Source organism: Rhodococcus sp. PSi06 (genome assembly GCF_054960675.1).
This window is the reverse complement of the sequence record NZ_JBHNYO010000022.1, coordinates 62,337-88,037: the sequence shown is the minus strand read 5'-3', so window position 1 is coordinate 88,037 and position 25,701 is coordinate 62,337. Positions and strand designations below refer to the sequence as shown.

At 62.4% G+C, this 25,701-nt stretch carries 26 protein-coding genes; 10 read left to right on the top strand and 16 right to left on the bottom strand.

What is annotated here, in order from left to right; genetic code table 11:
- Positions 1 to 704 precede the first annotated feature (704 nt).
- On the top strand, positions 705 to 1,352 hold the full coding sequence (locus tag ACFI9K_RS23830; RefSeq protein ID WP_462665805.1) for a GntR family transcriptional regulator: 648 nt from the start codon (positions 705 to 707) through the stop codon (positions 1,350 to 1,352).
- Between the two features lie 702 nt (positions 1,353 to 2,054).
- On the opposite strand, the gene ACFI9K_RS23825 is transcribed toward ACFI9K_RS23830, so the two are convergent.
- Positions 2,055 to 2,909 carry an alpha/beta hydrolase gene (locus tag ACFI9K_RS23825; RefSeq protein ID WP_462665804.1) on the bottom strand — a complete coding sequence of 285 codons (855 nt, stop codon included), beginning with the start codon at positions 2,907 to 2,909 and terminating at the stop codon, positions 2,055 to 2,057.
- 1,072 nt (positions 2,910 to 3,981) lie between these two features.
- On the opposite strand from ACFI9K_RS23825, the gene ACFI9K_RS23820 reads away from it, so the two are divergent.
- The gene (locus tag ACFI9K_RS23820; protein WP_462665803.1) at positions 3,982 to 4,749 is read left to right on the top strand and encodes a TroA family protein; all 768 of its coding nucleotides are present in this window, start codon (positions 3,982 to 3,984) and stop codon (positions 4,747 to 4,749) included.
- A gap of 380 nt (positions 4,750 to 5,129) precedes the next feature.
- Here the strand turns inward: ACFI9K_RS23820 and ACFI9K_RS23815 are convergent, their stop codons facing one another.
- From ACFI9K_RS23815 to ACFI9K_RS23805, 3 genes are all read right to left on the bottom strand, one after another.
- Positions 5,130 to 5,549 (bottom strand): YybH family protein, encoded by a 420-nt coding sequence (locus ACFI9K_RS23815; protein WP_462665802.1) that lies wholly within the window; start codon positions 5,547 to 5,549, stop codon positions 5,130 to 5,132.
- 106 nt (positions 5,550 to 5,655) lie between these two features.
- Positions 5,656 to 6,582 carry an NADP-dependent oxidoreductase gene (locus tag ACFI9K_RS23810; protein WP_462665801.1) on the bottom strand — a complete coding sequence of 309 codons (927 nt, stop codon included), beginning with the start codon at positions 6,580 to 6,582 and terminating at the stop codon, positions 5,656 to 5,658.
- 14 nt (positions 6,583 to 6,596) lie between these two features.
- On the bottom strand, positions 6,597 to 6,902 hold the full coding sequence (locus tag ACFI9K_RS23805; RefSeq protein ID WP_462665800.1) for an NAD(P)H-binding protein: 306 nt from the start codon (positions 6,900 to 6,902) through the stop codon (positions 6,597 to 6,599).
- A 165-nt stretch (positions 6,903 to 7,067) separates the two neighbouring features.
- Here ACFI9K_RS23805 and ACFI9K_RS23800 point away from each other — a divergent pair, with 165 nt between their 5' ends.
- Entirely contained in the window at positions 7,068 to 7,856 is a 789-nt protein-coding gene (locus ACFI9K_RS23800) for a helix-turn-helix domain-containing protein (protein ID WP_462665799.1), read from the top strand.
- 516 nt (positions 7,857 to 8,372) lie between these two features.
- Complete coding sequence (locus tag ACFI9K_RS23795) at positions 8,373 to 8,534, top strand: antitoxin VbhA family protein (RefSeq protein WP_462665798.1); 162 nt, start codon at positions 8,373 to 8,375, stop codon at positions 8,532 to 8,534.
- Between the two features lie 535 nt (positions 8,535 to 9,069).
- Here ACFI9K_RS23795 and ACFI9K_RS23790 read toward each other — a convergent pair.
- Both ACFI9K_RS23790 and ACFI9K_RS23785 read right to left on the bottom strand, forming a co-directional pair.
- Complete coding sequence (locus ACFI9K_RS23790; protein ID WP_462665797.1) at positions 9,070 to 10,320, bottom strand: MFS transporter; 1,251 nt, start codon at positions 10,318 to 10,320, stop codon at positions 9,070 to 9,072.
- 217 nt (positions 10,321 to 10,537) lie between these two features.
- The gene (locus ACFI9K_RS23785) at positions 10,538 to 11,743 is read right to left on the bottom strand and encodes an MFS transporter (protein WP_462665796.1); all 1,206 of its coding nucleotides are present in this window, start codon (positions 11,741 to 11,743) and stop codon (positions 10,538 to 10,540) included.
- 241 nt (positions 11,744 to 11,984) lie between these two features.
- On the opposite strand from ACFI9K_RS23785, the gene ACFI9K_RS23780 reads away from it, so the two are divergent.
- Positions 11,985 to 12,566, top strand: coding sequence for a TetR/AcrR family transcriptional regulator (locus tag ACFI9K_RS23780; protein ID WP_462665795.1), 582 nt, complete (start codon positions 11,985 to 11,987; stop codon positions 12,564 to 12,566).
- Positions 12,567 to 12,593: 27 nt separating this feature from the next.
- Here the strand turns inward: ACFI9K_RS23780 and ACFI9K_RS23775 are convergent, their stop codons facing one another.
- Positions 12,594 to 12,998, bottom strand: coding sequence for a nuclear transport factor 2 family protein (locus ACFI9K_RS23775; protein ID WP_462665794.1), 405 nt, complete (start codon positions 12,996 to 12,998; stop codon positions 12,594 to 12,596).
- An 88-nt stretch (positions 12,999 to 13,086) separates the two neighbouring features.
- On the bottom strand, positions 13,087 to 13,647 hold the full coding sequence (locus ACFI9K_RS23770; protein WP_462665793.1) for a PadR family transcriptional regulator: 561 nt from the start codon (positions 13,645 to 13,647) through the stop codon (positions 13,087 to 13,089).
- Positions 13,648 to 13,729: 82 nt separating this feature from the next.
- Between ACFI9K_RS23770 and ACFI9K_RS23765 the strand changes: the two genes are divergently transcribed.
- Positions 13,730 to 14,509 carry an SGNH/GDSL hydrolase family protein gene (locus ACFI9K_RS23765; protein WP_462665792.1) on the top strand — a complete coding sequence of 260 codons (780 nt, stop codon included), beginning with the start codon at positions 13,730 to 13,732 and terminating at the stop codon, positions 14,507 to 14,509.
- A 78-nt stretch (positions 14,510 to 14,587) separates the two neighbouring features.
- Here ACFI9K_RS23765 and ACFI9K_RS23760 read toward each other — a convergent pair whose 3' ends face one another.
- Positions 14,588 to 15,646 carry a hypothetical protein gene (locus ACFI9K_RS23760; RefSeq protein WP_462665791.1) on the bottom strand — a complete coding sequence of 353 codons (1,059 nt, stop codon included), beginning with the start codon at positions 15,644 to 15,646 and terminating at the stop codon, positions 14,588 to 14,590.
- On the bottom strand, positions 15,643 to 15,771 hold the full coding sequence (locus tag ACFI9K_RS23755) for a hypothetical protein (RefSeq protein WP_462665790.1): 129 nt from the start codon (positions 15,769 to 15,771) through the stop codon (positions 15,643 to 15,645). The genes ACFI9K_RS23760 and ACFI9K_RS23755 overlap by 4 nt, the downstream gene beginning before the upstream one ends.
- Positions 15,772 to 15,889: 118 nt before the next feature.
- Between ACFI9K_RS23755 and ACFI9K_RS23750 the strand changes: the two genes are divergently transcribed.
- The 3 genes from ACFI9K_RS23750 to ACFI9K_RS23740 all read left to right on the top strand — a co-directional run bounded on the left by ACFI9K_RS23750 (position 15,890) and on the right by ACFI9K_RS23740 (position 18,986).
- On the top strand, positions 15,890 to 16,210 hold the full coding sequence (locus tag ACFI9K_RS23750; protein ID WP_462665789.1) for a putative quinol monooxygenase: 321 nt from the start codon (positions 15,890 to 15,892) through the stop codon (positions 16,208 to 16,210).
- An 82-nt stretch (positions 16,211 to 16,292) separates the two neighbouring features.
- A complete protein-coding gene (locus tag ACFI9K_RS23745) occupies positions 16,293 to 17,489 on the top strand; it encodes an alpha/beta fold hydrolase (protein ID WP_462665788.1) in 1,197 nt (398 codons plus the stop codon).
- Between the two features lie 468 nt (positions 17,490 to 17,957).
- Positions 17,958 to 18,986, top strand: a complete 1,029-nt coding sequence (locus ACFI9K_RS23740) for an LLM class flavin-dependent oxidoreductase (protein WP_032406789.1) — start codon at positions 17,958 to 17,960, stop codon at positions 18,984 to 18,986.
- An 8-nt stretch (positions 18,987 to 18,994) separates the two neighbouring features.
- On the opposite strand, the gene ACFI9K_RS23735 is transcribed toward ACFI9K_RS23740, so the two are convergent.
- Positions 18,995 to 19,702: an enoyl-CoA hydratase-related protein gene (locus ACFI9K_RS23735; protein ID WP_462665787.1), complete on the bottom strand. Its 708-nt coding sequence runs from the start codon at positions 19,700 to 19,702 to the stop codon at positions 18,995 to 18,997.
- Between the two features lie 266 nt (positions 19,703 to 19,968).
- Between ACFI9K_RS23735 and ACFI9K_RS23730 the strand changes: the two genes are divergently transcribed.
- Complete coding sequence (locus tag ACFI9K_RS23730; protein WP_462665786.1) at positions 19,969 to 20,250, top strand: DUF7218 family protein; 282 nt, start codon at positions 19,969 to 19,971, stop codon at positions 20,248 to 20,250.
- A 1-nt stretch (position 20,251) separates the two neighbouring features.
- Here the strand turns inward: ACFI9K_RS23730 and ACFI9K_RS23725 are convergent, their stop codons facing one another.
- The 5 genes from ACFI9K_RS23725 to ACFI9K_RS23705 form a co-directional block, all read right to left on the bottom strand.
- Positions 20,252 to 20,740, bottom strand: a complete 489-nt coding sequence (locus ACFI9K_RS23725) for an SRPBCC family protein (protein WP_462665785.1) — start codon at positions 20,738 to 20,740, stop codon at positions 20,252 to 20,254.
- A gap of 7 nt (positions 20,741 to 20,747) precedes the next feature.
- On the bottom strand, positions 20,748 to 21,797 hold the full coding sequence (locus ACFI9K_RS23720; protein ID WP_462665784.1) for a helix-turn-helix domain-containing protein: 1,050 nt from the start codon (positions 21,795 to 21,797) through the stop codon (positions 20,748 to 20,750).
- Between the two features lie 9 nt (positions 21,798 to 21,806).
- Complete coding sequence (locus tag ACFI9K_RS23715; protein WP_462665783.1) at positions 21,807 to 22,778, bottom strand: alpha/beta hydrolase; 972 nt, start codon at positions 22,776 to 22,778, stop codon at positions 21,807 to 21,809.
- 93 nt (positions 22,779 to 22,871) lie between these two features.
- On the bottom strand, positions 22,872 to 23,825 hold the full coding sequence (locus ACFI9K_RS23710) for an ABC transporter substrate-binding protein (protein ID WP_462665782.1): 954 nt from the start codon (positions 23,823 to 23,825) through the stop codon (positions 22,872 to 22,874).
- Between the two features lie 41 nt (positions 23,826 to 23,866).
- A complete protein-coding gene (locus ACFI9K_RS23705) occupies positions 23,867 to 25,555 on the bottom strand; it encodes a nitroreductase family deazaflavin-dependent oxidoreductase (protein WP_462665781.1) in 1,689 nt (562 codons plus the stop codon).
- Positions 25,556 to 25,701 lie beyond the last annotated feature (146 nt).

Genomic DNA, 25,701 nt, shown 5'->3' with positions numbered 1-25,701 from the left:
CTTCCGTAGTCCGGTCGAAGTTGTCGGTCTACCGGCCTGCTCGAGAAGAGAGCTTTCTACCCGCCAGCAGGTTCGTGTGCTTACAGAATTTTGCGTGTGGTGTCCTTAACGGAATTCGTCTTTTGCAGTTTCCGGTACGCAGTCCGGTCGCGATCAGTCCACCGATCCATATGTGTTCTGTGGAAGTCCGGAAGCCCAACCTGCTGTGCCGTAGCTCGCGGGCGGAAGCGTCAACGGCAGCGAGGCCCGATTCTCGTGGTCGGAGCTCAATCGCCTTTCGTCAGAAGTGCAGGTCGACCCCGAGTTTCCCCGTTTCTGGGCACCAACCCGAACGCCGTCCGACACTGAATCGAGCGCAGTCGTGCGATCTCTGCACGCGCATACCATCCGCGGCGAAACCCACGCCGTTGGGACGCTCCACCAGCCGGCCTTTGCCACCGACGATCGTCGACTGTCTCGAATTGGGAGCGGTTGGAATCAGTGTTCGAGACTTTCGGACTATGTCATCGGTCCACAACTGGTCTTCTCCAACGAGCCCGGTTCAGCTCGGCGGCTACCACTACAATCGTAAGGCCAGGCGGGGCGCACTTCGAGGCCCTGTCGCACAGGCGGATGTGAGCCCGAGGTCGACCTGACAGCGCCCGAATTTACATGAGTGCGGTGGGTCGTAAGATGAGGCCGAACGACGACGGAAGGTGGTGGCGGTGCGGACACGGGTAGGTATCGAGCGAATCATCGCCCAGCTGCGGAGGCTGATTCTCCTCGGCGAACTCCTTCCCGGGGAAGCGATGCGACAAGAAGAGCTTTCGCAGCTCCTGGGCGTGAGCCGTGTACCCATCCGTGAGGCTTTCCTCGTCCTGGCCAACCAGGGCCTGCTCGTGCATCGACCGAATCAAGGTTTCGTGGTTGCGAAGCGAACGGTCTCCGAGCTCAATCAACTGCACACTTTGCACACTCTCCTCGAAACAGAACTCAACTCCAGCATCCATTGGCCGGATGCATCCGCACTCGAACGTCTGCGCACCCTGAATTCGGAGATGACAGCGAAAGACGCCGCAGACGACGTCATCCAGTTCATAGACCTCAATCACGAGTTTCATCGATCGGTATGGAGATTGTCGCCCCTCAATCTCTTGATCACCGAAGTCGAACGCATCTGGACCCTTTCGGAGGCTTACTTTGCCAGCCACTACGCATCCTCCCCGCGACGACGGCACGCTGTAATGCATCACGCGCATATAATCGATGCCCTCGAAGCAAAGGACATGACGTTGTTTCAGAAAGTCTCGGCCGAGCATCGGGACGACACGCGTGGGGGAGCGGTCGACGTGCTGGCGCGCGCCCGCCATTGATGATTAGTAGGCCCTAACCTTCGTGGTCCTGCCCTGCCAACACCAGGCCGCCCTCGAACGCTCGGTGATCGACCCAGAGTCGATGTGGTGGCCCCGTCATGCCCCGAGCAGAGCGAATTGACACGCAGGCACCTGCTGCGCGGCCTTAGTTGTATACACAACTAGGACGTTCTTCCGATCGGAATTCGCGACGTTTGCATTGGTAGATCTTCTCGATCTATGTCACGATCCCCCAGCATGACCGTTTCTGCGAAGAATACCGCTGGCGGTCGAGGACGTCTTCGTGCAGCAGTGTGAAGAATTACTCCGTCGCGGCGTTGTCACCGCACGGCTCACGCGACTCATGACTTCCGTAAGCCTTTGTGATCCAACGCAAAAACGATACTTCGACAATGAAACTGGCTACCTCGGTGCGAGTAGAGAATAGTGACGGCTGCGTTGCGTTGAACGACAGCGTTGTTCAATGCGGACATGCACAGCGGCTTTTGAATCTTGGATTCGATCGAGTATCGGACCGTCCTCTTGGATCGCGCGTTCGTGATTGCACCCGGCGGGTCGCAGTGACGGGGACTCCATCGGCAGAAAGGTGCTTCCGGCATGGTGAAGATCATTTCGGCGTGAGGAGCGGTCCTCGCCGATCAGATGTCGACCATAGTCGGGGCGATATCGCTCATCACCCGTGCGCCGGTCGTTGTTGTACCTTCAACCCAGCTTTAGAGCAACGTCGGTTTCGTCCGGAAGGGCTCCGCTTGTTTCCTGGGCCGCGGGCTTCGATTCCCTTGTCGCAGCCGAAACACTGCCCGCAGGAACAATGTTGGGCTGTTCGGCTGGGGCAGGTTCGACGACCCTACCCTCCAGAAACTCGGCGATATCTTCTCGAATCTGCGAGGCCACAGCCGAGGGATTCGAAAGGAACGGATTGTGTCCAGTATCGAAGCTGGTGGATTTGCTCGTGTGCCGACTCATCAGGTGCTGAATCGAGGGAGCTAGTCCCGCGTCCTGCTTACACAAGATGTAGCTGGTGGGAACGTATTTCCACACCGCGTCGTCCAATGCATGTGCGGCACTATCGAGACTTTGGTGCGTCAACTTGAGAGCGAAAGCCCGAGCCAGCTCGGGATCGAGATCGTTGTAGAAAATTTCGGTGGGCCTGAGTGCGTCTATGTATCCGCCGTCCGGGTGGACTTCCCACCAATCAGGCACCCCATGGTCTCCGGCAATGTCGGCAACGGACTGCCCCACATCGAGAACCCACGCCGCGATGTAGACCACGCCGACCACGTTGTCCAAGCCGCACAAGGCTTGTGTCGTAGGAAGTCCGCCGTACGAATGCGCCACCACTACCACCGGTTTCGCAATTTTTTGGACCGTCGAGCGGATTGCGTCTACATCGTCGGCGAAAGTCCCGAGCTGCTCCGGGTCGTAGCCCGACGACGGGAGATCGACTGCCTCCGTGTTGTAGTCGATCATTACTGCCCGTAGGTCGTCCCAAACCCACGCGCCGTGCCAGGCGCCATGGACGAGGACTAACGTGACATCATTCAGACTGTTCGACATGACGATCCTTCTCGGCTGAGTTCGAGCAAACTGCTGCATTTCAGCGGTTCGTGTAGCTATACGCAATGCCCAGTTGTGCTCGACGTCGTGGTATGGGGCACCACTGTTCGGATGGTGCCTTTTTGCGCAAAGACCATGCGGTTATCTGGTTCGGGTTGCGCCGGAGCGCGGGTGCGTGAACAGGGTCACATCTATGCGTCCTCAGCAACATACATCACATTCACTATTGAATGCAATATCCTCGGTAATCGGAGACGACGCGCCGGAGTAGGTGCCGGTCATGTAGACACCATCGAGGATCCTGGACGGAGCGAAACTGCTGTCGAGTGTTCATCGACTCGACCAAGGGCCGACGGTCATGCGGATCCGGCCCATTTCGGTGCGGCAGGGGCTTCGCCTGACTTACTCAAGTCCGATCGGCCGCCTTGTCGTTGCACGAGTCCGGGAATGAGTGTTTCGTTTCGAAATTCGCCTCGGTGGTAGGGCACTGGCACGACCCTCGCTCGAACGTCGACGCGATTCGCCTCGGTGGCACCCCGCAGAATGCTGATATCCGTTCCGAGTTGGGAATGATTTGTATCGAGGAACGCGAGCGACACCATCCGATTGCTGTCGTAGTCAATGGTGCGACCTGCAGTCACACCGATGCGCACCCCATTCACTACGACGTGATCGAGGCGCATCGCCCCACTGGCAAAATCGGAGAGTGTGAAGCCTGCCGACTCGATCGGATCCGCAGCAATAGTAGGTGTCCCTCTGCGTCGCGAAGAGAATGCAGCCGATACGCTGTCGGCATCCCATTCGAGCGTCACTGCACACCGTGACGGTTTCGCTGCGATATCTTGAAGTGCTCTTTGCCTGGAAACTGGTGGTCGAAGATCACAAGAGCGCCCCATCCGACATCGAACGGCGTGACATAAGCTTTGGTCCGCTCGTCAGCTGCACTACCGACCAGACCGCGGACGAATCGAGAAGGCGTGATCAACTGCCCGACATCTGTTCAATTCGGCTTTGAATTGATCAAGACAACCGATTCGGGAACTCGAGTACCGAAACGCGCGACCAACGAGATATGAAGATTCGTTCCTCGTTGACGGCAGGGCTCGCAATCGTGTTGGTGCCGTTGCTCGTAACGGCCTGTGTACGCACAGCCGGAACAGACCGCGGCGACGTCGACGCAGTGGAGACTGCGGGTGCATCGTTTCCTGTCACGGTCCAGGACTGCGGCGGTCGGCCGACGACCTTCGAGGCTGCCCCTGAGAAGGTGGTGACGGCGAACCTTGCGGCATTGGAGCTGGTGATCAGGCTCGGCCAGTCCGATCGTGTTGTCGGAACAGGCTGGGCCGCAGGCATAGCCACGCTCCCAGACGACGTTCGCGAGATCGCACAGTCGACGCCTGTGCTTTCCGCCGGCGCAATTCCGAAAGAATTGCTACTCACTGCTGGGGCGGACGCCTACATCGACGCCTTCGGATCCATGCAAATGATGGGCGGGGACGGCATGAGCGAGCAGGACTTCGCCGATGCCGGATTGTCCCATGTGTTCTTCGCATCGAGCGCGTGCGCATCGACGCTGCCGGCCGCGCGGACGAACCTGGACGACGTGTACCGAGACATCGAGAACATCGGTGCGGTTCTCGATGTCTCGGGTGCGGCGGCGGACTTGATCCAACAGATGAGGACAACGGTGTCGGCCGTGACGGCGGGTGCTTCGGCACCGAGTGAGCGACCGTCGGTGTTCTACTACTCGCCCGACGCCACGAGTCAGGGGATGACCACCATCGGCGGTAAGCAGATAGCGAACGCCGTGTACGAATTGGCCGGTGCACGAAACGCATAGCCGTTGAGGATCTAGCCCTGCAACGGTTCGCGGAGGAATTGGTAGTCGCTGAAATCGGCCATGTGTAGCAGTTCATCACAGACTTCGTGATCCGACATCTGTATGCGCGGTCTGGGGCGAGGCGATGCGTTTTGATCCATCGGAATCAACATACAAAGATTAACTGGATAAGACCGCTATCGTCTCTGGGCTAATTCCCCAGACCCCGCATCGCTGTAAGTCCAACGACCGCGACGCGAGTTTCGCTGTCGCCGGAACTGCCATGGCCTGGCATCAACACAACTCGCGTCCAGCGTCCCTTCCCATTGTTCCGGTCAGGGCAATCATCATCGGGACGCGGACACAGTCACGGTGGTCTGCTGGCTCATGTCTTCAGAATGTCAGGCCGGGGTCTCGGCCTGTCCGATGCTCTGAGAGAACATGTAGTTGCAGATGCGCCACCCCGCGGACGTGTTGCGCAGAACGAACAGTTCGCGAAAGTAGCTGGGGACACGCGTGCCCTCGGCCTTGTTCGTGACCATCACGGGCTGCTCGCTGCGTACCACTGCGAATCCGTCGTGCACCTCAGCGGACTTCACCTGCAGAGTCGCCTCTATATTTCTCGCGGCCCACGTGTCGATGTAGAACCTGTCGATTGCCGCCGCACCGCGCAGGCTCGGACGGTTCTCGGGAATGATCTCTGCGTCCTCGGCGTAGAGGGCCACGATCGCGGCTTTGTCTTCGGCCGAGAATGCCTGCCCGTAGGCGTTGACGACAGCGACGGCGTCAGCGGTGGCGGCAGTGGGGGTGTGGTTCGTCATGTCGTGCTCCAGTCGGTTAGTCCGCCTGTCGGCGGAGACAAGAAAATGCTTCGAGAGTGATTGCGTTGCTGCGGGACGGATTCCACGGACGACTGGGCTGTCGTCGTCACGGGATGAGGACGATCTTCCCGTGTGTGTGCCGGTCTTCTAGTTGGGCGTAGGCCTCCCGTACATCGGAGATGGGGTAAACAGCGGCGATGGGGATCTGCAGTTGACCGGTGGCGACTAGGTCGGCGAGCGTGGCCAGCAGTGTCGAGGTGCTGGCCGAGCTGCTACCGACGGCCTTGACGCCGAGTTCCTCTGCCCGGTCGAACGCGATGATCGTGTTGATTCGGTCCAGGGCGACGCCGAGCTCGATGGCCAGGTCGAGGTATTGCGGCCCGAACAGATCGATGAATGCGTCCACGGGTCGTGGTGTTGCCGCCCGGATGCAGTCGACCAGGCCGGGGCCGTACTCGACCGCGGTGGCCCCGAGGCTGTGCAGCCACTCGTGGTTCGCCGCTGACGCGATTCCGATCACGTCAGCGCCCCGCATCCGCAGGAGCTGGGTGACCATCGTGCCCACACCCCCGGCCGCCGCGGACACCACGACCAGGTCGCCGTCGGCGGCACCAACGGCCTCGACTGTGGCCCACGCGGTGATCGTCACCCCATAGAGCGCCCCGGCGACTTCCCATGCCAGTGCGGCGGGTTTGTGAACCAGCTGCTCGACGGGGACGTTGGCCAGCTCGGCGTGGCTGGCACGTTCCCAACTCCACCCGAGTACGTGGTCTCCCACTTCGAAGTCCGTGACGCCGTCGCCGATGACTGTTACGACCCCAGCCAGGTCGGTGCCCTGACCGGAGGGAAACGATGCCGGAAAGCGGGCAGCCATAGCGCCGGAACGCAGGTCGATCTCACCGGCGTTAAGGCCAGCGGCCTTGATCTGCACGGTTACTCGGCGTGGACCTGGTGCGGGCACCTCGATGTTACGGATCTCGAGGACATCACGATCGCCGTACCTGTCGAATTGCACTGCTCGGGCCAAGGTCACGATTCTCTCCTCTTTCAGGGGCAAGCTATCGGCCCGCCGTCAGGTGGCGGGAACGCCGAGGGTCGGCTCGTACTGACTGGATACTGTCTGCCATCACCAAGTGCGCCGCCGTCAGCGCTGACCACAAAGTCCCGGCCCTTCGACGCCGATACCACCGACGTAGCGTCGAGCACGTCACTCACGTTGACCGTCAGATTGTCGTGGTCGGTGGTGACGCTGGTGACGCTGGTCGGATTCCGGTCGACTGCGGTGACCTCGTGGCCACGGGTCAAGGCTTCGGCCACGATGCGGCTTCCGATTGTTCCGTTGGCCCCGAACACTGCGATCGTTGATATTTCTGCTCTTTCGCTGGCTAGTACTGTAGTTTTCCGTCTCTTGAGATCTGCGGATAGGTAGAATGCGGACTAGTTATGGTGAAAAACAGACAACCGATTCCGGCGATCGGGTTCGCGCCGCCCGAAGACACGCCGCTGCCCGGGCTCGAGGTGCTGACGCTTGCCGGACTGGCGGCCCGTGCGGAGTCCACCGATCTGGGTACGCCTCAGCGGCCGCAGTTTCACCAGCTCTTCACGATCACGAGCGGCACGTTGCGACACACCGTGGACTTCACTGCCTACCGCATCGACGCGGGTTCGGTCCTCTGGGCACGACCGGGGCAGGTCCAACAGTTCGGCGACCTCACCGAGGCCGACGGCCTGATTGCGATATTCCAGGAGAGCTCGCTCGATCCGGCAACCGCGGCCGCCGCGCGACTCGACGACCCGTTCGGAAGTGCGGTCGCCCGTGCGGCCGACCCGGGCACGTCCGCGTTGCATCGCTCCGTCGCGCACCTCGCGGCGGAGTTCACCGACGCAGCAGGGCTGCCGGTCGATGCCCATCGTGCCGTCTTACGTAATCTGCTCGCCGTTGTCGCGGTGCGGGCAGCGGCATTGTGTGCCCAGCCGGTCGGTACGGTCGACACCACCTTTGTCCGGTTTGGCACGCAGGTCGAACGGGACTTTGCCCGCACACGGCGGGTTGCGGATTACGCTGTCGCACTGGGCTATTCCGCCCGCACTCTGAGCCGGGCCACCCAGTCCGCAGCCGGCGTCGGCGCTAAGGAGTTCATCGACCGTAGGGTAACGCTCGAGGCGAAGCGACTGCTCGCGCACGCCGACTTGCCCGCAGTGTCGATCGCGACCCGCCTGGGCTTCGGCGACTCGACCAATTTCGCGAAGTTTTTTCAGCACCGGACCGGGCTATCGCCGGGCGCTTTCCGTGCATCGGTCCGTTAGTCACGCGGCCGCGCCAACCTCGACGCCGGGACACCGGCGAAGCCCACCTAATTCGCTTAAAGCAACGCATGAACCGCGGCATAGTGTTTCACAGCCGATCAAGGATCTCTTTCGTGGGTCAGGACCCATCGCATCGATCCGCCGCCGAGACGTGCAGGCGACGACAAGTGTGGCGCTGCAACGATATACAGTAGTTTACCTGACATTATCCGTCTTATCTGCAGTCACTCTTGGCGGTGGTGCGGTAATCGCGTCCAGGAATTCATGACAGTGCAGAAACTGCCGTTTCCGCATTACGTGGTCAGTGGTTGATTCGACGAAGGCGTTCTGTTCAGCGATCACCTGGACGAGGTCGGGCCCGGCACGTCCAGTTTGACAGTTGCCATGTTCGCTCACCCCCACAGAGTGTTGAGGTCGGCAAGCTTTTTCGCGTTCGGGTATCGCCTCCGCTGGCCTGCGCAGCAGTAGTCTGGGTTGGAGTTGAGGAGGTGTCGATTGTCGATAGAACGACCGTCAGTGGATCGTGTGCGGGGTATCGATGCTGCTCGTATCAACAGTGCGCTCGAGCGTGCCCGCAGTACCGACGCGACCCGCGCGGACCAGGATGCGTGTGTTCGCGGCGAGATTGATATCGCCGAGCTCGGGCATCGGGTGCGTAGCCGGTACAACCTCTGCTGATTCGGGTCGCGTTCGACCGCGAGGGAGCTCATCACTTTCAATCGTGGTGGGGTCGAATGTCCATTGCGGTCCGTTTAGACGATGGGGGACCATACGGGACCCCGGTGGACCGGGAGCAGGTCGACGGAGGTCATCTTTTAATCGTCACTTTCCGGCGGATTCGGATGGATTCACGCGGACGCCGATGATCACTCGAATCGCCGAACACCCAGCACAGCGGGCCGATGATGGACGCGAGTGCATCCACCTGAATTGTCATCTCTCGTACAGCGGGTCCGGGGTTCGAATCCCTGATCGCGCACACCAAGTGCCCCTGAACAGCGTAATTGCTGGTCAGGGGCACTTTTGTTGTCTGGATAGGTCGAGGCATCCGCAAGCTGCACGAAACTGCACGAGGCGTATCCGATCGATGCCGACCTGGACATCATCGCCGACACGGCTCTCTCGGTGTGCGCGCTGCCTCGTTAACTGGGAGGTCGACGTCGGCCTCAGCTCCGGCGGCGGTTCGCGCTCGACGCGGTGGTGGCCGTGACTGTCATGAGGAGAGTGCAGTTGTCGGCCAGTGGGCCGGCTTGCTCAGCTCCCGGACGTCCCGGCTGGCCGCAAGCGGTGCGAGGCTGGCGACCAGGAGTGCCGAGCCGATGAACATCGACGCCGGTCCGCCGGCAGCGGCGACCGAAAGACCCGCTGCTGGTGGGGCCAGCGGCGCAAGTCCGAGCGAGAAGACTCCACCGGCGGCGTTGACGCGCGCTTGGAGGTGTGCGGGCGTTACCGACGCGATGAAGGCGGAGATGCCGGCGTTGTTGGCGGGGAGCAGCACGATGCCGGCGGCGAACAGCGTACCGATCAGGACCACATTTGTCGTCAATCCCATCGGGGCGACGATGACGGCCAACGCCAAGCCCGTGGACATCGTCAACCGCCCGGTGCGGAAGGTCGCGACAATGCGCCCCGCCGCAACTGCGCCGATCAGGCCTGCGGCGGCGGCTACCGTGTCGATGAGACCGATGGCCACCGGGTTCACGCCATCTCGGATCAGACGCAAGGTCACGGCGGTGAAGACGTACGCCATGGCGAAGTTGAACATTCCTCCCCACATCAGGATTGCGCGCACCGAACTGTGTCGCCACACGAAAACGAAGCCGTCGCGCGCGTCGCTCAGAAAGGACGTGCTCGATTGATCCGACGTTCTCGTCGTCGTTGGCAATCGGCTCGAGAGGAGCCCAAATGTCAGGTAGCTGATCGCGTCGACGATGAACGGCACACTGCGCGCGATCGAGTACAGCGCCCCACCCAACGGTGGGCCGATCAATGTCGCAAGGTGCTCCCGTACCTGAATGCGTGTGTACGCCAACGGAAGCTGGCCTATCGGAACCGCGTGCCGAATTGCTGCTGATACCGCAGGACCGACGAACGCGTCGGCCAACCCGATCGCCAATCCGGCGAGCACCAGATGGATCAGACTCAGTGTGTGGGTGAGCGAGGCGGCGGCGACGCTCGACATCGACACGGTTGCAGCAACATTGGCGACAGTGAGCGTCCGACGGTGGGGCCACCGGTCGACGAGCGGACCGGACACAAGGAGCCCCAGCAGCTCGCCGGTCAGGACGCCGGTGGCGGCCAGGCCTGCCAAGAACGTCGAGCCGGTCAAGGCAAAGCCGACCAGGGGGAAGACCAATGTGCTCATCGACGAACCCACACCGGAGAGCACACCGCCGGTCCACAGGATCAGGAAAGACCGGTTCCGGTGCAGTGGGGATTCGTCGACGCCCTTGCTCGAATCCACCAGGTCTGTCCTCCTGTCGCCAGTGCACCGTATACCGGTATGTCGGCCAGGGCACCGCCGATCACTCGCCCGCGGCACGAAGCCAGGATGAGACGCTACTGCGATTTGTGTCAGGTTCGAGGATTCTGCGCGGCGTGGTCGCACCGCATGCTCGCTCAGGTATCAAGAGGCTCTCAGTTACCAAGAGGCTCAGGCATGGCTCAGGATTGCTGGTTTCTCAGGAGTTGCTGGACGGTGTGGTGTGGACCGTGAATGACCCGAGCCTCGGAAGCATCACTGCCATGAGCACGGACGCGGTCCCGAGTGCGATCAGTGCTCCGGTGAGCCCGCCGAACACGGCACCGAGGGCGACGACGACGAGGGGGCATAGGAATTCACCGGTGAACATGGCGGCTGTCCAGGCTCCGGTGCCGCGGGCGCGCTGAGCGTAGTCGAGGTCGCTGACAACCCAGTGAAGCAACGTTGGAAGCAGCAGTCCACATCCGGCCGAAGCGATGATGCCACCAACCGCGACGAACAGGGGATTCGATGCCAGGCCGACGACGGCCAGGCCGATACCGGATGCACCGAATGCAATGGGCAACAACATCTTCGGACCGGCATCGGAGACTCGGCCGAAAGTGAGCGCGGCAAGTGCCGTAGCCAGCGCGACAAGCGCACTCACGATGCCGATGGTAGCTGTGTTGTTCACACCGACGGCGTCGAGTTTGATCGGAATCTGCACGATCGGTGTGTAGAACACGGCCCCGCCGAACAGTGTGACGGCCAACGGTTTGAGCAGAGGCCGCCATCGAATCGACGCAACCAGGTCTTGCATCGTGGTCGTGGAACGAGGCTGCCACAGCATGATCGGGGTGAGGATCGCGAAGACGACTCCGACGGTGTACAGCCAGAAGGGAGTTCTCCAGTCGTTCTGTGCAAGTGCGCCGCCGAGACCGATGAAGACGACGGCCGACAAACTCGTGAACACCACCTGCAACCCGAAGTAGCGAGCGCGGTCCTTGCCGGAGAAGTAATCAGCGATCAGTGTGGTGCAAGAGGTCATGATGGCGGCTTCGGCAACGCCGACACCGAGTCTCGACGCCACGATCAACGGGAGTGAGTCCAAAAAGAACGGGGCGATTCCGAACAGCGAGTAGACGACGAGCGCGACAGTCAGCAGTCGGATGCGGCCCACCTTGTCGATCACCCGCCCCGCGCCGAGCGCGAGCAAACCGATCATCAGCGCAGGCGCAGTGATGGTCAGGGGAACCAAGGCTTCGACGCCGGGTGTGTCGGCGAACTCGTCGAGCATCTGCGGTTGGATCGGGGCGAGCAACACCGCACCGAGCACCGGCAGGCAACTCATCGAGACCAACAAAATCCCCTGGGTGCGACCTGGCGTCCGCTGCTGCACGCCAGGTTCGGAACCGAGTTGAGTCATGTAGATCTCCCTGAATCGTACGAAGGACCTCGAGTGAGGTGGGTCACGCATCGCCGCTAAGTGTGTGTCGGCTTCGGTCATCAGGGAAATCGAATGTGCTGACACCGCATATCAGTCCGAATGATAAGCCTCGAGCCCCCACGTCAGCGACGTCGAGGTGGGGTGCGGCCGGTCGGGTGCACAGCTGAGCACCGTTGTTATGATGGACGACATAATCAGAGCCGACCCGAGAGGTGCCACCATGCCGAGACGGTCGACCGCACGCGAAGACATGCTGCGAAGCGCCATCGCGTTGTTCAAACAGAGGGGCGTCGAGGCAACGTCCGTCGCCGACGTCCTGGAACATGCGGGTGCTCCGCGAGGCTCGGTCTACCACCATTTTCCGCAGGGTCGACCACAGCTGGTGGAAGAGGCGACCCGAGCGGCCGGTACCTTCATGGGTTCGATGATCTCGGCAGGATTGACAACCCTCGGTCCGCTGCGGACGGTTGAAGCGATCATTTCCGGATTTCGCGGCGAGTTACTGGCCACCGATTTCGCATCGGGGTGTCCGGTGGCCTCCGTCGCTATCGAAGGGCCTCAGAGTCCGGCCGCACTCGCTGCCGCGGGGGAGTCGTTCACCTCGTGGGAGGACACGATCGCGGCGTCACTGTGGCAGCAGGGTATCGATCAGGAACGCGCCCACGGGTTGGCCACCATGGCACTCTCGGCCATCGAGGGGGCCTTGCTCCTGTGCAAGGCACAGCGGAGCACCAGGGCGCTGGACCGTGTCGAGAAAGAAATGGTGCTCCTGTTCGACGCAGTCGTCGACTCGTCGAAGTAGCCGAGCGACAGCGCCGCGATCAGCGGGTCAGTCGGTCTTGTCCGTCGCAGTGTTCGACGCCATCTCGGCGGCGAATTCCGTAGCCATGGCCCGGGAGAGTGCCTGTGCCGCCGAGAGTGGACGCACCATCACGGTGAAGTCGTCGATCAGGCCGTCGGAATCGAGGTGCAGGATGTCGCAGCCATGGACGGTCACATCGTCGATGCGGGCTTCGAAGAACAGGACGTGATCGCGACCGCCGATGTCTTCGACAGTTCGGACGTATCGCAAGTCGCGGAACACCCGCGTGACGGCCCGCAATATCGCCGCGGTCATGGGTTTGCCGTGGTATGGCTTGAACGCAACTGGCGAGCTGAAGACGACGTCGTCAGCAAGGGTGGAGGCCATGGCGTCGTGGTCGTTCGCCTCGACGGCTTGTCGGAACCGCTGCACGCGTCATCTCCTGAGTAGGGTCGGGCCTGGGTTCGGGTGTTACCCGCGAACGCTACACAACTTTGCGACTATCGATCGGGTAATGGCGTCAGCGTCGACCAGCGCGGACCTCGAGTACGTCGAGAACCCGGGCACCCCAGCGGAGCGATTCTTCCTCGAACATTCGCCCTCGCATCAGGGTGAGGTATGGGCCGATGCGATCTGCGGTCGCCAGGAAGTCGGTCTCGGTGCGTCCGTCGAGCAGGCGGTGCGCCATCCGGTCGTACCTGGCCAGTTTGTCGCGTGAGAGCTGCATCCGTTCGCGGATCGCGGCAGTCATCGGCTCGAGGTCGCCGGCCTCCAGCGCGTGCACTGCCACCAAATGCTCGTCGCGAATCGCGGGAAGCTTCGGGCGGCGGTGGCTGACCTGGCGCAGCGCCGCACGACCCCTGTCGGTCAGGCTGAACAGCTTCTTGTTGGGGCGACCGTCCTGCTCTACCAGTCTCGCGGTGATCACCTCGTCTCGATCCATTCGATCGAGCTCGCGGTAGAGCTGTTGAGGAGTGGCAGTCCAGAAGTTGGCGACCGTTGCATCGAACGCCTTGGACAAGTCGTAGCCGGACAGCTCCCCGTCGACCAGTGCGGCGAGCACGGCATCACGTAGGGACATGATCCGGCACAGTACCCGTCGCCCAGGAAAAGCGTCCTCATACACAACTTGTTGTATATTTCTGCTCGACGAAGGAGCGGTGATGGATAACCAAGAAGGTCAGTTGCGGTACGTAGCTCTCGGTGACAGTCAGACGGAGGGGCTGAACGACGGCGACGACATGGCGGGCTTTCGTGGCTGGGCCGATCGGCTCGCCGAGCACATGGCCGAGAGCGACGACACGGTCGTGTACGCGAACCTCGCGGTGCGTGGTCGCAAAGCTGCTGAGGTCAGAGCCGAGCAATTGCCCGCCGCCGTGGCGTTGCGACCCACCGTCGCGTCCGTCGCTGCCGGCGTCAACGACATCTTGCGACCCCATTTCGATGCGCGCACTGTGGCCGGTGAGCTGGGCACAATGTTCGGCGCGCTGCGAGCGGCCGACTGCACCGTGATCACCATGACGTTTCCCCGCCTCGCACACCCCGTCCCCGGTCGAGCGATCATCGCGAAGCGTATGACCGAGCTGAACGCCGAGATTCGGACGGCTGCAGAAGAATTCGGTGTCATAGTAATTGATCTCGAGAAGCATGACGTGGCGTCGGATCCGCGTCTGTGGAGCTGGGACCGCTTGCATCTGAACGAGACAGGACACGCGCGGCTCGCCGCGGCCGCCGCCTTCGCTCTCGGCCTGCCGGGTGCTACCGACGCATGGGATCGTCCTCTGGCCCCACTCGGGCGCCCACATCTGGTCTCCCGGGTTCGCGGCGACCTGAACTGGGCCGGAATGTTCCTTGCGCCGTGGTTGACTCGCCGCGTCCGTAGGCGCTCCTCGGGCGACAGTCGGACGGCAAAACGGCCCCAGCTGCTGTCGGTAGGCGGGTAGGGATGTCGACTTGCGGGCACCGTAAGGTCAGGGCGACAGTTGTCCGAGCTTCACGCTGCACAAACAGTGAGCAGATCTTCAGGTGAGCCGCCGGACCGCCGATATTCCGGCGCCACTCACAGCGAGACCGAATGCGAGCATGAGGCCGGTTTCGATCGCTTGGAAGCGCCAGAACTCGTCTTCGGCAAAGTATCGGATATCGAAGCGCGCGACGCCTTGGTCGCGTAAGCAGTCGTCGAATCGTGCTGCTCGGTCCACGGTTTCGAGTCGAGTGCGCTCCGAACGCTGTTCGTTCGTCTCCCCGGCAGGTGGATTCCCGTCCCGGTACGGCTGCGCGCACCGCGCCGTGTCGGGTCTGACCTTTGCCCCGCTGCTGTCGACGTATCCGGCGTCGACGACCCACGTTCCGTCGGTGGTGTAATACGGGTTGGGTGGATATTCCGATTCGCGATACAAGCCGCTGATCGGCTCACTCTCGATGCTGGGCGATCCGTAGTGCTCGCGCGCAATCCAGGTGAACGCCACCGGTGCAAAGAAGAGAAAGACGACAAGGGTAGCGAGCATGGAGACGATCCCGCGTCGAAACACCAGTGCCAGAGTGCTGCCGACGAGAAGCATCAGCAAGGTGTACGCACCGAGAGCGACGCCGGCCGTCTCGAAGTGAGGAAAATCGAACCACGAGAAACCGACGGACGGGCCGTGGTCGGCACTCGAAGAATCGCGCGATCGGCCCGTGGCCCAATGCAATGTCAGGCCGAGGCACGTCATGGCAGCCGAAATGGGCAGGAAGACAAGGGTTACGGGTGCGAAGTACCACTGAAGTCGACTCCTCGACTGCGTCAGCGCCAACACATGAGTACGAGAGTCCACGTCACGGGAAAAAGCGGGTACCCCGACGAACATTCCGAGCAGCAACGGCAGAAGCAGTGCACCCAGCGTCGACAGGGTCAGTGCGGTCTCCGGTCTGCACGGTCCCACATCGTTCCATCGAGAACACATTCGTGGGAACGACCACGACATCTGCGGATAACGCGGAACGTAGGCTCCCGCCGTCGACGTGGCCGTGATCAGGATTGCGATGGTGATCAGCGAGATAAGCAGAGGTGCCCGGTTCGACCGCCACGCGAGCCAGATCACGGCTGGGCGGACCGCTCGGTGTTCGCCAGCGCATCGAGATATGTCGTGCTCGCCGCGTCGGGTACCACCGGCACAACTGCCGACCCCGCGACGACTGCCGATCTCGTGAAAGCTCGTGCCGTCATGACCGGGGACACTACAGGCCCGACAATTCGGGCGGCCGAATCTTCGCGATGCCGGCCGGTGTCGGGACCGTGGTGCATGATCGCGGTACATCGGTTGCTTCGGTCGAAAGGACCTCTCATGCCAGTCGAAGCCGGCGTCACCGTCGTCGTAAGTCATAAGACTCTGCCGAATCGACGCGACGCCGTCCGAGCTCTGTGGGAAAAGCACCTGGCACCGGCCGTGCTCGCCAACCCTGGGCATCTCGCCTACTACTACTGCCTCGATTCCGACGATCCGGATGGCATCACAGCGTTTCAGCACTACAGAACCGCCGAGGACGCAGTCGGGTTTCTTCGGCATCCTGCATATCTGGCGTACGAACGCGAAGTCGCCCCACTGCTGGCCTCTGCACCACAGGTACGCAGGCTTTCCCCGGCGTGGATCAAGTCGGCAAAGTAGGGGAGAGCTCGCGCTACACCGCTACCGCACAGCCTGTGGCGGAATGCGAATTGTCACGTTGAGCCGCATACTTACTCGCGAGATGAGACTCCATTCCGTCACGTGCGCCGCGCTGGTCCTTGTCGTGTCCTGCGTTCTGTCGATTGCACCCGCTTCGGCAGCACCCGCTTCCGCAGCACCCCCGACAGCTGATTTCTACGGTGCTCCTGTCGCCGATCTCGAAGCCTTTGCGCCCGGGGCCGTCGTGCGGCGAGAAGCCGTGCCGCACCTCGATTTTCTGGGCTCACGCACCGAGCGCATCCTGTATCGATCAGTGGATCCTCGTGATCGTGCGGTGGCGGTGTCGGGGCTTCTGATCACACCTGATCGCGCATGGAAGGGTCGAGGGCCACGGCCCGTGATCGCCTATGCGCCAGGCAGTTACGGCATATCTGATCGTTGCTCGGGTTCGTCCGAGCTCGGACTGACAACTACGATGCCGGCTTTACTGCCTCTACTGGCCCAGGGATATCAGGTGGTCACCACCGATTATCAGGGGCTCGGAACCCCCGGCGAGTACGAATTCCTGGGCCGAGTCGCCGGCGCGCGTGCGCTGTTGGACTCGGCTCGTGCCGCGGCGAGCCAGACCGGTGCGCCGATCGTGCTCTACGGATACTCTGCGGGCGGCGTTGCCTCGGCCGCCGCCGCGGAACTCGCCTCTACCTACGCGCCCGACCTGTCCGTGGTCGGTGCCTTCGTCGGTGCCGCACCGACCGATCCTGTGCTGCGTGTCGAGGGCCAGGACGGAACCGAGTGGGCCGCAACAATGCTGTACACGGTCGACGGCTGGATCGGAGCGCATCCCGAGCGTGCCGGCGAGATACGTGCCCTCTTCAACGAACGCGGGCGAACGGCCCTGGATGCGGCACTGAACTTTTGCAATACCGACGCGCTCGCACATGGGTTGCTGCGGTCCGAGGATTTGACGGCCGACGGCGCATCGCTGGGCTCACTCATGAGGGGTCCCGTACTGGGGCCACTCACGGATGCGAACACCATCGGGTTCACCCCGCCCGCGCTGCCCGTCATGATCGTGCAGGGCATCAACGACCGCTCCGTCGACATCGAGCAGAGCCGGCTCCTGACACAGCGCTGGGGTGCCGTCGGTTTCACGGACATCACAGTCCGGGAGCTCGACTTCGGAACCGAGCTGGTTCCGGCAATCGACCATCCGGCTGCCAACGCCGTTGCCTACCCCGAAGTGATCGGATGGATCGATCGACTCGTCGATGGCCGGTAGCTCGTGAGCCGGGACGCGGTCCGTGACGTAGCTCACGCCTGACCGATGTGTGCTTGCTCGTTCCCGATTCGACTTATTCGGCGCAGCCAGTACGTACCCGGCGTACCGCCTGGATCGGCTGCCGACGAGAAAAGGAACCGAACCGACATGACCATCACCGAACACGAGGACACCGTATGAGCGGCCGCAGGAGTCTTTCCAGTCGACTCTTCGAGGGTCTCGGACGCATCACCTGGGGGTACGGCAAGAAAAAGCTCGACGAGCGACGCGCTCGCAAACGCGGACGGCGTTAGGGGATTCGTCGAGCGCACTACTTACGGTGCTCGTCGGGAATAGTCGGTAGATGTACTTCATGGGGGAAGAATCGAGACGCGGAGTCGAATAGTATTCGACTGCTTTCTCATCCGGAATAATTGAAGCTTCACCTACGCTGACGACTACGTCCACCACCGATCGAGAGGTCCCATCGTGCATCTGGGCGTCGACAGTTTCGTTTCTTCCGTGACCGACCCGACCGACGGTCGCGTGATCGCTCCGGAGGAGCGCATGAGTCACCTGCTCGAAGAGATCGCTCTCGCCGATCAGGTGGGGCTCTACTCGTTCGGCATCGGTGAGCATCATCGCAGCGAGTACTACGACTCGGCCCCGTCCATCATTCTGGCCGCCGCGGCTGCGCGAACCGAGAACATCAGGCTCGGTAGCGCGGTCAAGGTACTCAGTGCGGACGATCCGGTACGGGTGTTCCAAGAGTTCGCCACCCTGGATCTGATCTCGAAGGGACGGATCGACCTGGTTGTCGGTCGCGGCTCCTTCACCGAGTCGTTCCCACTCTTCGGCCTGGATCTGGCCGATTACGACTCACTCTTCGCCGAAAAGCTGGACCTGCTGCTGCAGATCCGGGACAACGAGGAGGTCACCTGGTCGGGTCGTCACCGGCCGGCGCTGAACCGGCAGGGGATCTATCCGCGTCCGCTGCAGGATCCGCTGCCCATTTGGGTCGGTGTCGGTGGAACGCCCGAATCGTTCGCTCGCGCAGGACTTCTGGGACTCCCGCTCATGATCGCGATCATCGGCGGCGAGCCACGCCAATTCGCCCCGCTCGTCGACCTGTACCGGCGTGCCGGAGCCCAAGCGGGCCACCCGCCGGAACGATTGAAGGTGGGTCTGCACGTGTTCGGCTTCGTCGCCGAGACGACGGAGATCGCCGCAGACACGATCTATCCTGGCTGGAACGAGATGTTCACCAAGATCTCTCGTGAGCGTGGATTCGCCCGCCCGAGCAGGCAGCAGTTCGACGCCACCTCCGGTCCGAACGGTGCGTTCTTCATGGGAGATCCCCAGACAGTGGCAGACAAAATTCTGCGAGTCGGCGAGCAACTGGGCGGTGTGGATCGACTCTCGCTTCAGATGACGAATCCACGCCTGGCGCACAGCGATCTGCTGCGCGGCATCGAATTGCTCGGTACCGAGGTGGCACCCCTCGTAGCGGGAAAGTAGGGCTCAGCTCAGTTCGAGGCCCATTCCATCTCGTCGACGCCGGCAACTGGGGTCAGCAGTGAACGAATCTCGGGTGCGTACATGGTTCGCTTGATTTCGCCGAGCACGTCGCCTCGCGTTCCGGCCAGTTCAGCGGCGCGAGCAATGGCGTCGTCGAGCAGCGAGTCCGCGGCCGATACGGCGTCGACCAGTCCGAGTGCCATCGCGTCGCCTCCGCCGTAGCGGCGTCCGGTAGTGAGCGCCTCGTGAAAGGCATGCGGTGCCAGCCTCGCTCCCACCATGTCGACGGTTCCCGGGCTGTAGGTCGCGCCGATGTTGACGCCGGGGAAGCAGAGGAAGCCGCGATCGGATCGCATGATCCGATAGTCGTGCGCCATCACGAAGAACGCGGCACCACCGAAAGTATGTCCCTGCATGGCCGCGACCGTCTGCATCGGAAGCGTCAGGAAGCGCACCAACATTTCTTGCACTGTGCCGATGAACCGGTTGATCTGGTCGAGGTTCTCAGCACCCCACGACAGGTCGACTCCGGTGGAGAAGTACTTGCCGGTCGCTGTCGTGACGAGCGCAGCGGAGCCAGAACTGGCCTGGACCTCGTCGAGCAGGGTGTTGATCTCGGCGACCCAATCGGGACTGATGCGGTTTTCGGTGTCGTCGATACCTCGGCTTCCGAGGTTCAGCACGAAGACATCGGCAGTGCGTTCGAGGTATGGCATTTCCCGAACGTACCCACATCTGATTGTTCTCACTCACAACGCGGACCGGTGTGTGGGAATCAGGACGGGGATGTCGCCGCCTGCCGCCGGATCAGGTGACGGTCAATGGCCCGCACATACACAGTGCGCCGGTCACAACTGTTCCCACGGTAACCCGTTGATGCTCGATGTACACCACTCGCACGCCGAGCGGAGATGGGTTTGTCGTCGTGTAGACCGGGGTAGCGCTTCAACAACAAATCTAGTCCAGTGAGAGGACGTTTCCGATGCCGGCGAAGAAGAGCGACACCGAGGGCCAGTCGCAATTGAAGGATCAAGGCCTGTACGAGAAGCTTCGCGAAGAAGGCAACTCGAAGGAGAAAGCGGCTCGCATCTCCAACGCTGCTGCGAACGAAGGCCGAAGCAAGATTGGTGAGAAGGGTGGAAAGTCCGGATCCTACGAGGATTGGACCGTGGACGAATTGACCGACAGGGCAAAAGAACTGGGTCTCGATGGGTACTCGACAATGAAGAAGCAGGAGCTTATCGACGCCCTGCGTAACCACTGAGTCACTGCGGGCGCAGCGTCGAGTAGTACTGCTGCTGCGATGGGTAATAGTCGTCGAACTTCGGAAGCGGGTTGCCGCGTGAGGCAGCCACGAACATGTCCAGGTAGTACTCCCACCCGGGCCCGATGTCGCCGACACCGTCCGTGGTTTCGCAGCTGTGTACGAGAACGAGGACCGTCGAGCCATCCTTCTCCTCGAGGCGAACGTCGAGTGGCCACTGCATCTCGCCGATCGTCCGCACGGCCAGCCGGCGCGGCGGTTCGCATGCTTCGACAGTCATGTCCGACGCGGGTGCACCGTCCTCGAAACTCATGGTGACCCTGATGGTGTCGTCCGAAAGCCGTTCCCATGGCCCGAACCACAGCGCAGTGCGGGACGATTCCGTGAGCCATGCCCACACATCTTCGCGTGGTACAGCGATCGTTCTGCTCAATTCCAGAGCGAAGCCGGAGTCAGTGGTTCTCAACGTTCCCGTGGGTGTCGGTGCCATCGAGTGATTATGCGACTCCGGGACCACTGCCGTCGAGCACCATCATCATTGCCGTTGCACGGGCACGGTGTTCGATGGAATCGACCGAATAGCCGACGGCCTCCGACATCTTGGCCAGTCGATGCGCGATGCTGCTGTGGTGTAGGTGCATCCGGTCGGCTGTTGCGCGCAGACTGCCCGACCCCAGATAGATGCGGAGGGTACTGATGAGCTCGATGCCGTGAGTGGTCGTGCGCAGTTCGACTAGGCGTATCAAATCGGGTATGTCCTTGGCTGTCAGCACATTTCCTGCCTCCAGCAAATTCAGTGCGCCGAATCGGTCGGCAATCACAACAGGCTCGAACTCGTTCGCCTGCGCCAATGCGAAACGAGCATTCCCGAGATGTCGATGGATGGCAGACGCCGGCATGGACAGCGAGACGCCCACGCGGCCGGAACTGACCCACGGACCCGATGCTTCGCCTGGCAGGAGAAACAGCACATGGTCCTCGACAGCGATCGGCGTCGATCGTCCGGCCGTCGGCACGTTGTTCGTCGGCGGTGAGTCGGCAGCAGAAACGGCAACTCGTACCCGTGCTGTCGGCTCGATGTGCAACGCGGTCAGCGAACTCAACACTGCGATGTCGTCGATCGGAAACAACACCGCTCGAGTGTGTTCGGCGGCGGACAGTGTGTGCCGGGGTACCAGAATGACGGCTGCGGTCAGGGCCATTCGATCGACGAGCATCTCGTCGAGTGCCAGTGCTGGGCCCGTCCGCTCGATCCACACCGAGCCCATCACCACGTCGTCGACGATGACGTCCTTGGTCGCAGACCGCTCGGCGACGGCCTGGGTGAGCCAGCGGCCCCTCGGATCGCACCGCGCATGCTGGCGGTGTCCGCTGGACGTGCCGTTGATATCTATTCCGACGACACAGTCGGCCAGCGCTGCGCTGGCACGCAGCATCGCGGACGTGTCCGCGCCGTGCCTGATCAGGGCATCGAAGAAGTCGATCACGCGCACCAGACCCGCGGAGTCGGCGTCGAGCTCCGCGAGCCGGTACATCAGTCCTTGCATGGAACGACGCTACGAGGCGGGTACACGAAGGCGCAAGCCCCGGCGAAGCGCGTCCAACGCCTCCGCATGTCCGCGCTGGCTTACCTCCGCGGTTGCCAGTATCGCGGAGCCGTGGAAAGTGCCGGGGAACGAATGCAGCTCGGTGCTCACTCCCGCCCGCAGCAGCCTGACCGCATAGTCGATGCCCTCGTCGCGAAGCGGATCGAGCTCCATCGTCGAGACATACGTCGGCGGAAGACCGGCAAGATCGGTGGCGCGAGCCGGGGCGGCGTAGATCGAGACGTTCGGGTCATCCGGTCCGCCGTAGGACTCGCCCAGGTAGTACCGCCACGAGAGAATTGCGTTCGGGCGGTGCCACATCGGTGTATCGACGAAGTCGGTCATCGACACGGTGGTGAGGCGGTCGTCGAGTTCTGGTATCTCGAGCAACTGGAAGGCCACCGGAACGACACCCTCGTCGCGAGCTCGGAGAACCGTTCCGGCTGCTAGGCCACCACCGGCGCTCTGTCCTCCCACAGCAATCCGAGTCGGGTCGACTCCCAATTCGTCCGCGTGCGAATGGATGTACGTAAGTGCGGCGTAGCAATCGTCGAGCGGCCCAGGAAACGGGGTCTCGGGGGCGAGCCGGTACTCGACGTTCGCTACTGCGAAACCGAGCTCCCGGACGACATCCACGCAGTAAGGGTCACTGGAAGCGGCTGTCCCGATTGCGAATCCGCCGCCATGGATCCATACCAACACGGGCAGCGGCCCGTCGGACTGCTCCGGCGTGAAGAATCGGACGACGACGTCAGGAGCACCCTCGAGCCCGGGGACGGTGAGCTCGCGCAGGGATACTCCGTCCATCGAGAGATCGGCGAGCATGGCATCGAGGAGTGAGGTGAACGTCGACCGCGCCGACGGAACGTCGCCGAAATCGATGCTCGGGAGCATCGTGACGGCTGCGGCGAGTTCGGGGTCGAGAGTGGGGAAGTTGGTCATGCATCAATCATCACCGCGGGTGTGGCCTGTGTCATGTGTCGCCTGGAGGAAGTCGATGCCAGCCCGTCCGACGGGTGTCGGACCAAGCGACGATCAACCTACGTCGTAGAGCTTCTCCACCAAGCCGAGGGTCCACAGTGCGGTGAGGGGACCACCGTCGTTGGTGAACTTGTCCGTACGCACGATCCGTTCGTTCCGTACCGCCGGCAATCCGGTCCACAGGGGGTTGGCGTTCATCGCCCGTAGATCCTCTTCGGAGGTGATTGCGGCGATCATCGCCACGGCGTCGGATGCAGCGGTGACGTTCTCGGGCCCGTATTCGATCTCCGGATTGGCGTTGTTCCAGGCGGACGCAAAGCGGGCTCCCACATCCTCGAGCGCGATAGACGTCACCCGGTCGCGTCCTATCGAGATGCCGCCTTGCTCCGATGTGCTGATCGGCAGGACGACCGTATCAGCGATCGCATCGGCGTGCTGCGTCGTGAGTTCGTCTACGCGAGCGGTGTATTCGTCGACGATCGTTCGGGCGTCGTCTTGCCGACCGAGCGCGTCGCCGATCGTTGTCACATCCTGCTGCCAGCTGACGCTGGTGCCGGTGGAGCCGACCGGCAACACCGGGGCGATCGCACTCAACTGGTCGTAGATCTCCTCGACCACTTCGTCGCGCCCGATGATCAGGTCCGGCTCGACGCCTGCGACGGCTTCGAGGTCGACGGTGTTTCGCGGATACAGCTCGGGCACACCGTCTGCGAGCAGCATCCTGGTGGGCTCGGTCAGGGGACCTGGAATTTCTGGCGGAGCCTCGGTCTCCACCGGCATCCCGACGATAGGCAGGTCGAAGGCCAGGGCGATATCGAGGTCGCGTCGTCCGTCGATCACGACGACCGACTCGATTCGATCCGGTACTTCGACGGTGCCGAACTGGGTGGAGACCGAATGGGTCCCCGAGTTCTTCGCGGCCGGCTCGGTGTTTGCACCGCAGGACGAGACCAGGGACGCGACGAGGACTGCGCCGAGGGCGACGGAAAGGCGGGGGAGTGTCTTCACAACTTAAGTAAACCAAACCTAAGTGCTTTCCGAAGCATTGGTCAAACGTCGTAGTCGACTCGCACCGAAATGGGGTCGGTCTGCAACGCGCGGAAGCCTGCCCCGATGACGCGTCCGAGCAGCGGATTGTTCGAGAAGGAACGTGCCCGGATGGCGACGTCGTCGTCTGGTACGAACGTTGCTGTGCCGGTGCGCCATTGATCGCCCACGCGAATTCGGATCCTCGGCTCGTCGGTGATGTTGGCTCCCCAGCCCGATCTGGTTCCGTGTTGGGAGATCAACCACGCACCTGAGTTGTCGAAGGACGCCGACACCGGCACGCGTCGAGCGAGCCCGGTCTTGCGGCCCACCGTCTCGATATCGGTGATCAGGGCCGTTCTGACACCGACCGCCGTGAGCGCGTCGACGATCGGATTCGCAACGTATCTGCCGATCCATCGTTCACGGCGAAATTTCGCGATCGCTGAGGATGGGTCCGTCGTAGTGGCCGTTCTGCGATTGCGAAATGCATCCCAGCCGTTGCGCTGCATCATCGTCGCGGCGGTTCTCCATGCCGGACGGCTCGAATTCGGCTGCCGACCGGCGCCGATGAGCTGAAGCTGGTCGGTGTGCCACTGCAGGTCCAGAGCTCCATTGATCTGTTTGAAGGCATTCGCCTTCGATGGGATCCGGAGGGCCACCCGCGGCGACTCGACGCGGTCCAGCGTGCCGTCGACCAGCGGACCGGCGACACCGGGGGCCAGAGCGGTCGGCCGCCCGAGACCCACCATGTCGCACTCGCCCGACCGGACCGCCGAGCTCATCACCGATCGGGTGCGGAAGCCTCCGGTGACGGCCAATGGAACCGGTCCCGCGGCGTCGCGGACCGTGCGTGCGTACTCCAGGAAGTAGGCCTCGCGCTCGCGGGTGCTCGCCGTTCCCATCATTGCGGGTGATTCGTAACTGCCACCGCTGATTTCGATGAGATCGATCGATTCCCGGACAAGATGCTCGACGGTGATCCGTGATTCCTCTTCACTGAATCCGCCGCGCTGGAAGTCTGCCGAATTGAGTTTGATTCCCACCGCGAAGCCGGGGGAGACCGCCGACCTGATGGCTCGGACCACCTCGAGAACGAATCGCATTCGCCCGTCGAGGTCGCCGCCCCAGTCGTCGTCGCGTCGGTTGGACAAGGGCGACAGGAATTGAGACACCAGGTATCCGTGCGCGCCGTGGATCTGAACACCGTCGAAGCCTGCCGTTTCGGCCACCGCCGCTGCCGTCGCAAACCGGCCGATGATGTCGCGGATCTCGTTCTCGCTCAACGCCCGCGGTGCTGGGATCCCCGGGATGTTGGGAGCAACGGCGGACGGTGCGACGGGCTTGGTGCGCGTCACGATCGGATTGGCTTGTCGGCCCGGGTGATTGAGCTGCATCCAGATGGGTGCGCCGCCGTCGGATGTCGCTTTTGCCCATCGAGCAAGTGCATCGTGGTCGCGATCGTCTTCGATGACGACGTTGCCCGGCTCGCCGAGGTGCGATCGGTCGACCATGACGTTTCCGGTCACCACGAGTCCGTAACCGCCCGCACCCCACTGGCGGTACAGCGTTTCGAGACGAGAGTCGGGTGCATGATCGACGGTCGCCAAACCCTCGCTCAACGCCGACTTCATCACGCGGTTCGGCAGGATCTGCCCACAAGCAAGTAAAAGCGGGCTGCTCAGATCGACGACGTCTGTGTCAGGGGACATGGCGTTGCTCCGATTCCGAAGAGTGGCGGCAGGGTATGCCAGACACCATAGTCTGCACGGCTGTCGCCGTCCCATCCCGGATGGATAGTGAAGTGTTCAGCCTGCTGGAGGGGCGCAACGCGCGTCGTCGTCGAGTCTGTTCCGCC

What these genes read in the sequence shown, in the direction of transcription:
- ACFI9K_RS23820 (WP_462665803.1), top strand. Translation starts at nt 3,982, where the DNA reads ATGAAGATTCGTTCCTCGTTGACGGCAGGGCTCGCAATCGTGTTGGTG.
- ACFI9K_RS23720 (WP_462665784.1), bottom strand. Translation starts at nt 21,797, where the DNA reads ATGCAAGGACTGATGTACCGGCTCGCGGAGCTCGACGCCGACTCCGCG.
- ACFI9K_RS23715 (WP_462665783.1), bottom strand. Translation starts at nt 22,778, where the DNA reads ATGACCAACTTCCCCACTCTCGACCCCGAACTCGCCGCAGCCGTCACG.
- ACFI9K_RS23785 (WP_462665796.1), bottom strand. Translation starts at nt 11,743, where the DNA reads ATGACTCAACTCGGTTCCGAACCTGGCGTGCAGCAGCGGACGCCAGGT.
- ACFI9K_RS23725 (WP_462665785.1), bottom strand. Translation starts at nt 20,740, where the DNA reads ATGGCACCGACACCCACGGGAACGTTGAGAACCACTGACTCCGGCTTC.
- ACFI9K_RS23745 (WP_462665788.1), top strand. Translation starts at nt 16,293, where the DNA reads ATGAGACTCCATTCCGTCACGTGCGCCGCGCTGGTCCTTGTCGTGTCC.
- ACFI9K_RS23730 (WP_462665786.1), top strand. Translation starts at nt 19,969, where the DNA reads ATGCCGGCGAAGAAGAGCGACACCGAGGGCCAGTCGCAATTGAAGGAT.
- ACFI9K_RS23815 (WP_462665802.1), bottom strand. Translation starts at nt 5,549, where the DNA reads ATGACGAACCACACCCCCACTGCCGCCACCGCTGACGCCGTCGCTGTC.
- ACFI9K_RS23770 (WP_462665793.1), bottom strand. Translation starts at nt 13,647, where the DNA reads ATGTCCCTACGTGATGCCGTGCTCGCCGCACTGGTCGACGGGGAGCTG.
- ACFI9K_RS23755 (WP_462665790.1), bottom strand. Translation starts at nt 15,771, where the DNA reads ATGACGGCACGAGCTTTCACGAGATCGGCAGTCGTCGCGGGGTCGGCA.
- ACFI9K_RS23780 (WP_462665795.1), top strand. Translation starts at nt 11,985, where the DNA reads ATGCCGAGACGGTCGACCGCACGCGAAGACATGCTGCGAAGCGCCATC.
- ACFI9K_RS23765 (WP_462665792.1), top strand. Translation starts at nt 13,730, where the DNA reads ATGGATAACCAAGAAGGTCAGTTGCGGTACGTAGCTCTCGGTGACAGT.
- ACFI9K_RS23735 (WP_462665787.1), bottom strand. Translation starts at nt 19,702, where the DNA reads ATGCCATACCTCGAACGCACTGCCGATGTCTTCGTGCTGAACCTCGGA.
- ACFI9K_RS23705 (WP_462665781.1), bottom strand. Translation starts at nt 25,555, where the DNA reads ATGTCCCCTGACACAGACGTCGTCGATCTGAGCAGCCCGCTTTTACTT.
- ACFI9K_RS23825 (WP_462665804.1), bottom strand. Translation starts at nt 2,909, where the DNA reads ATGTCGAACAGTCTGAATGATGTCACGTTAGTCCTCGTCCATGGCGCC.
- ACFI9K_RS23750 (WP_462665789.1), top strand. Translation starts at nt 15,890, where the DNA reads ATGCCAGTCGAAGCCGGCGTCACCGTCGTCGTAAGTCATAAGACTCTG.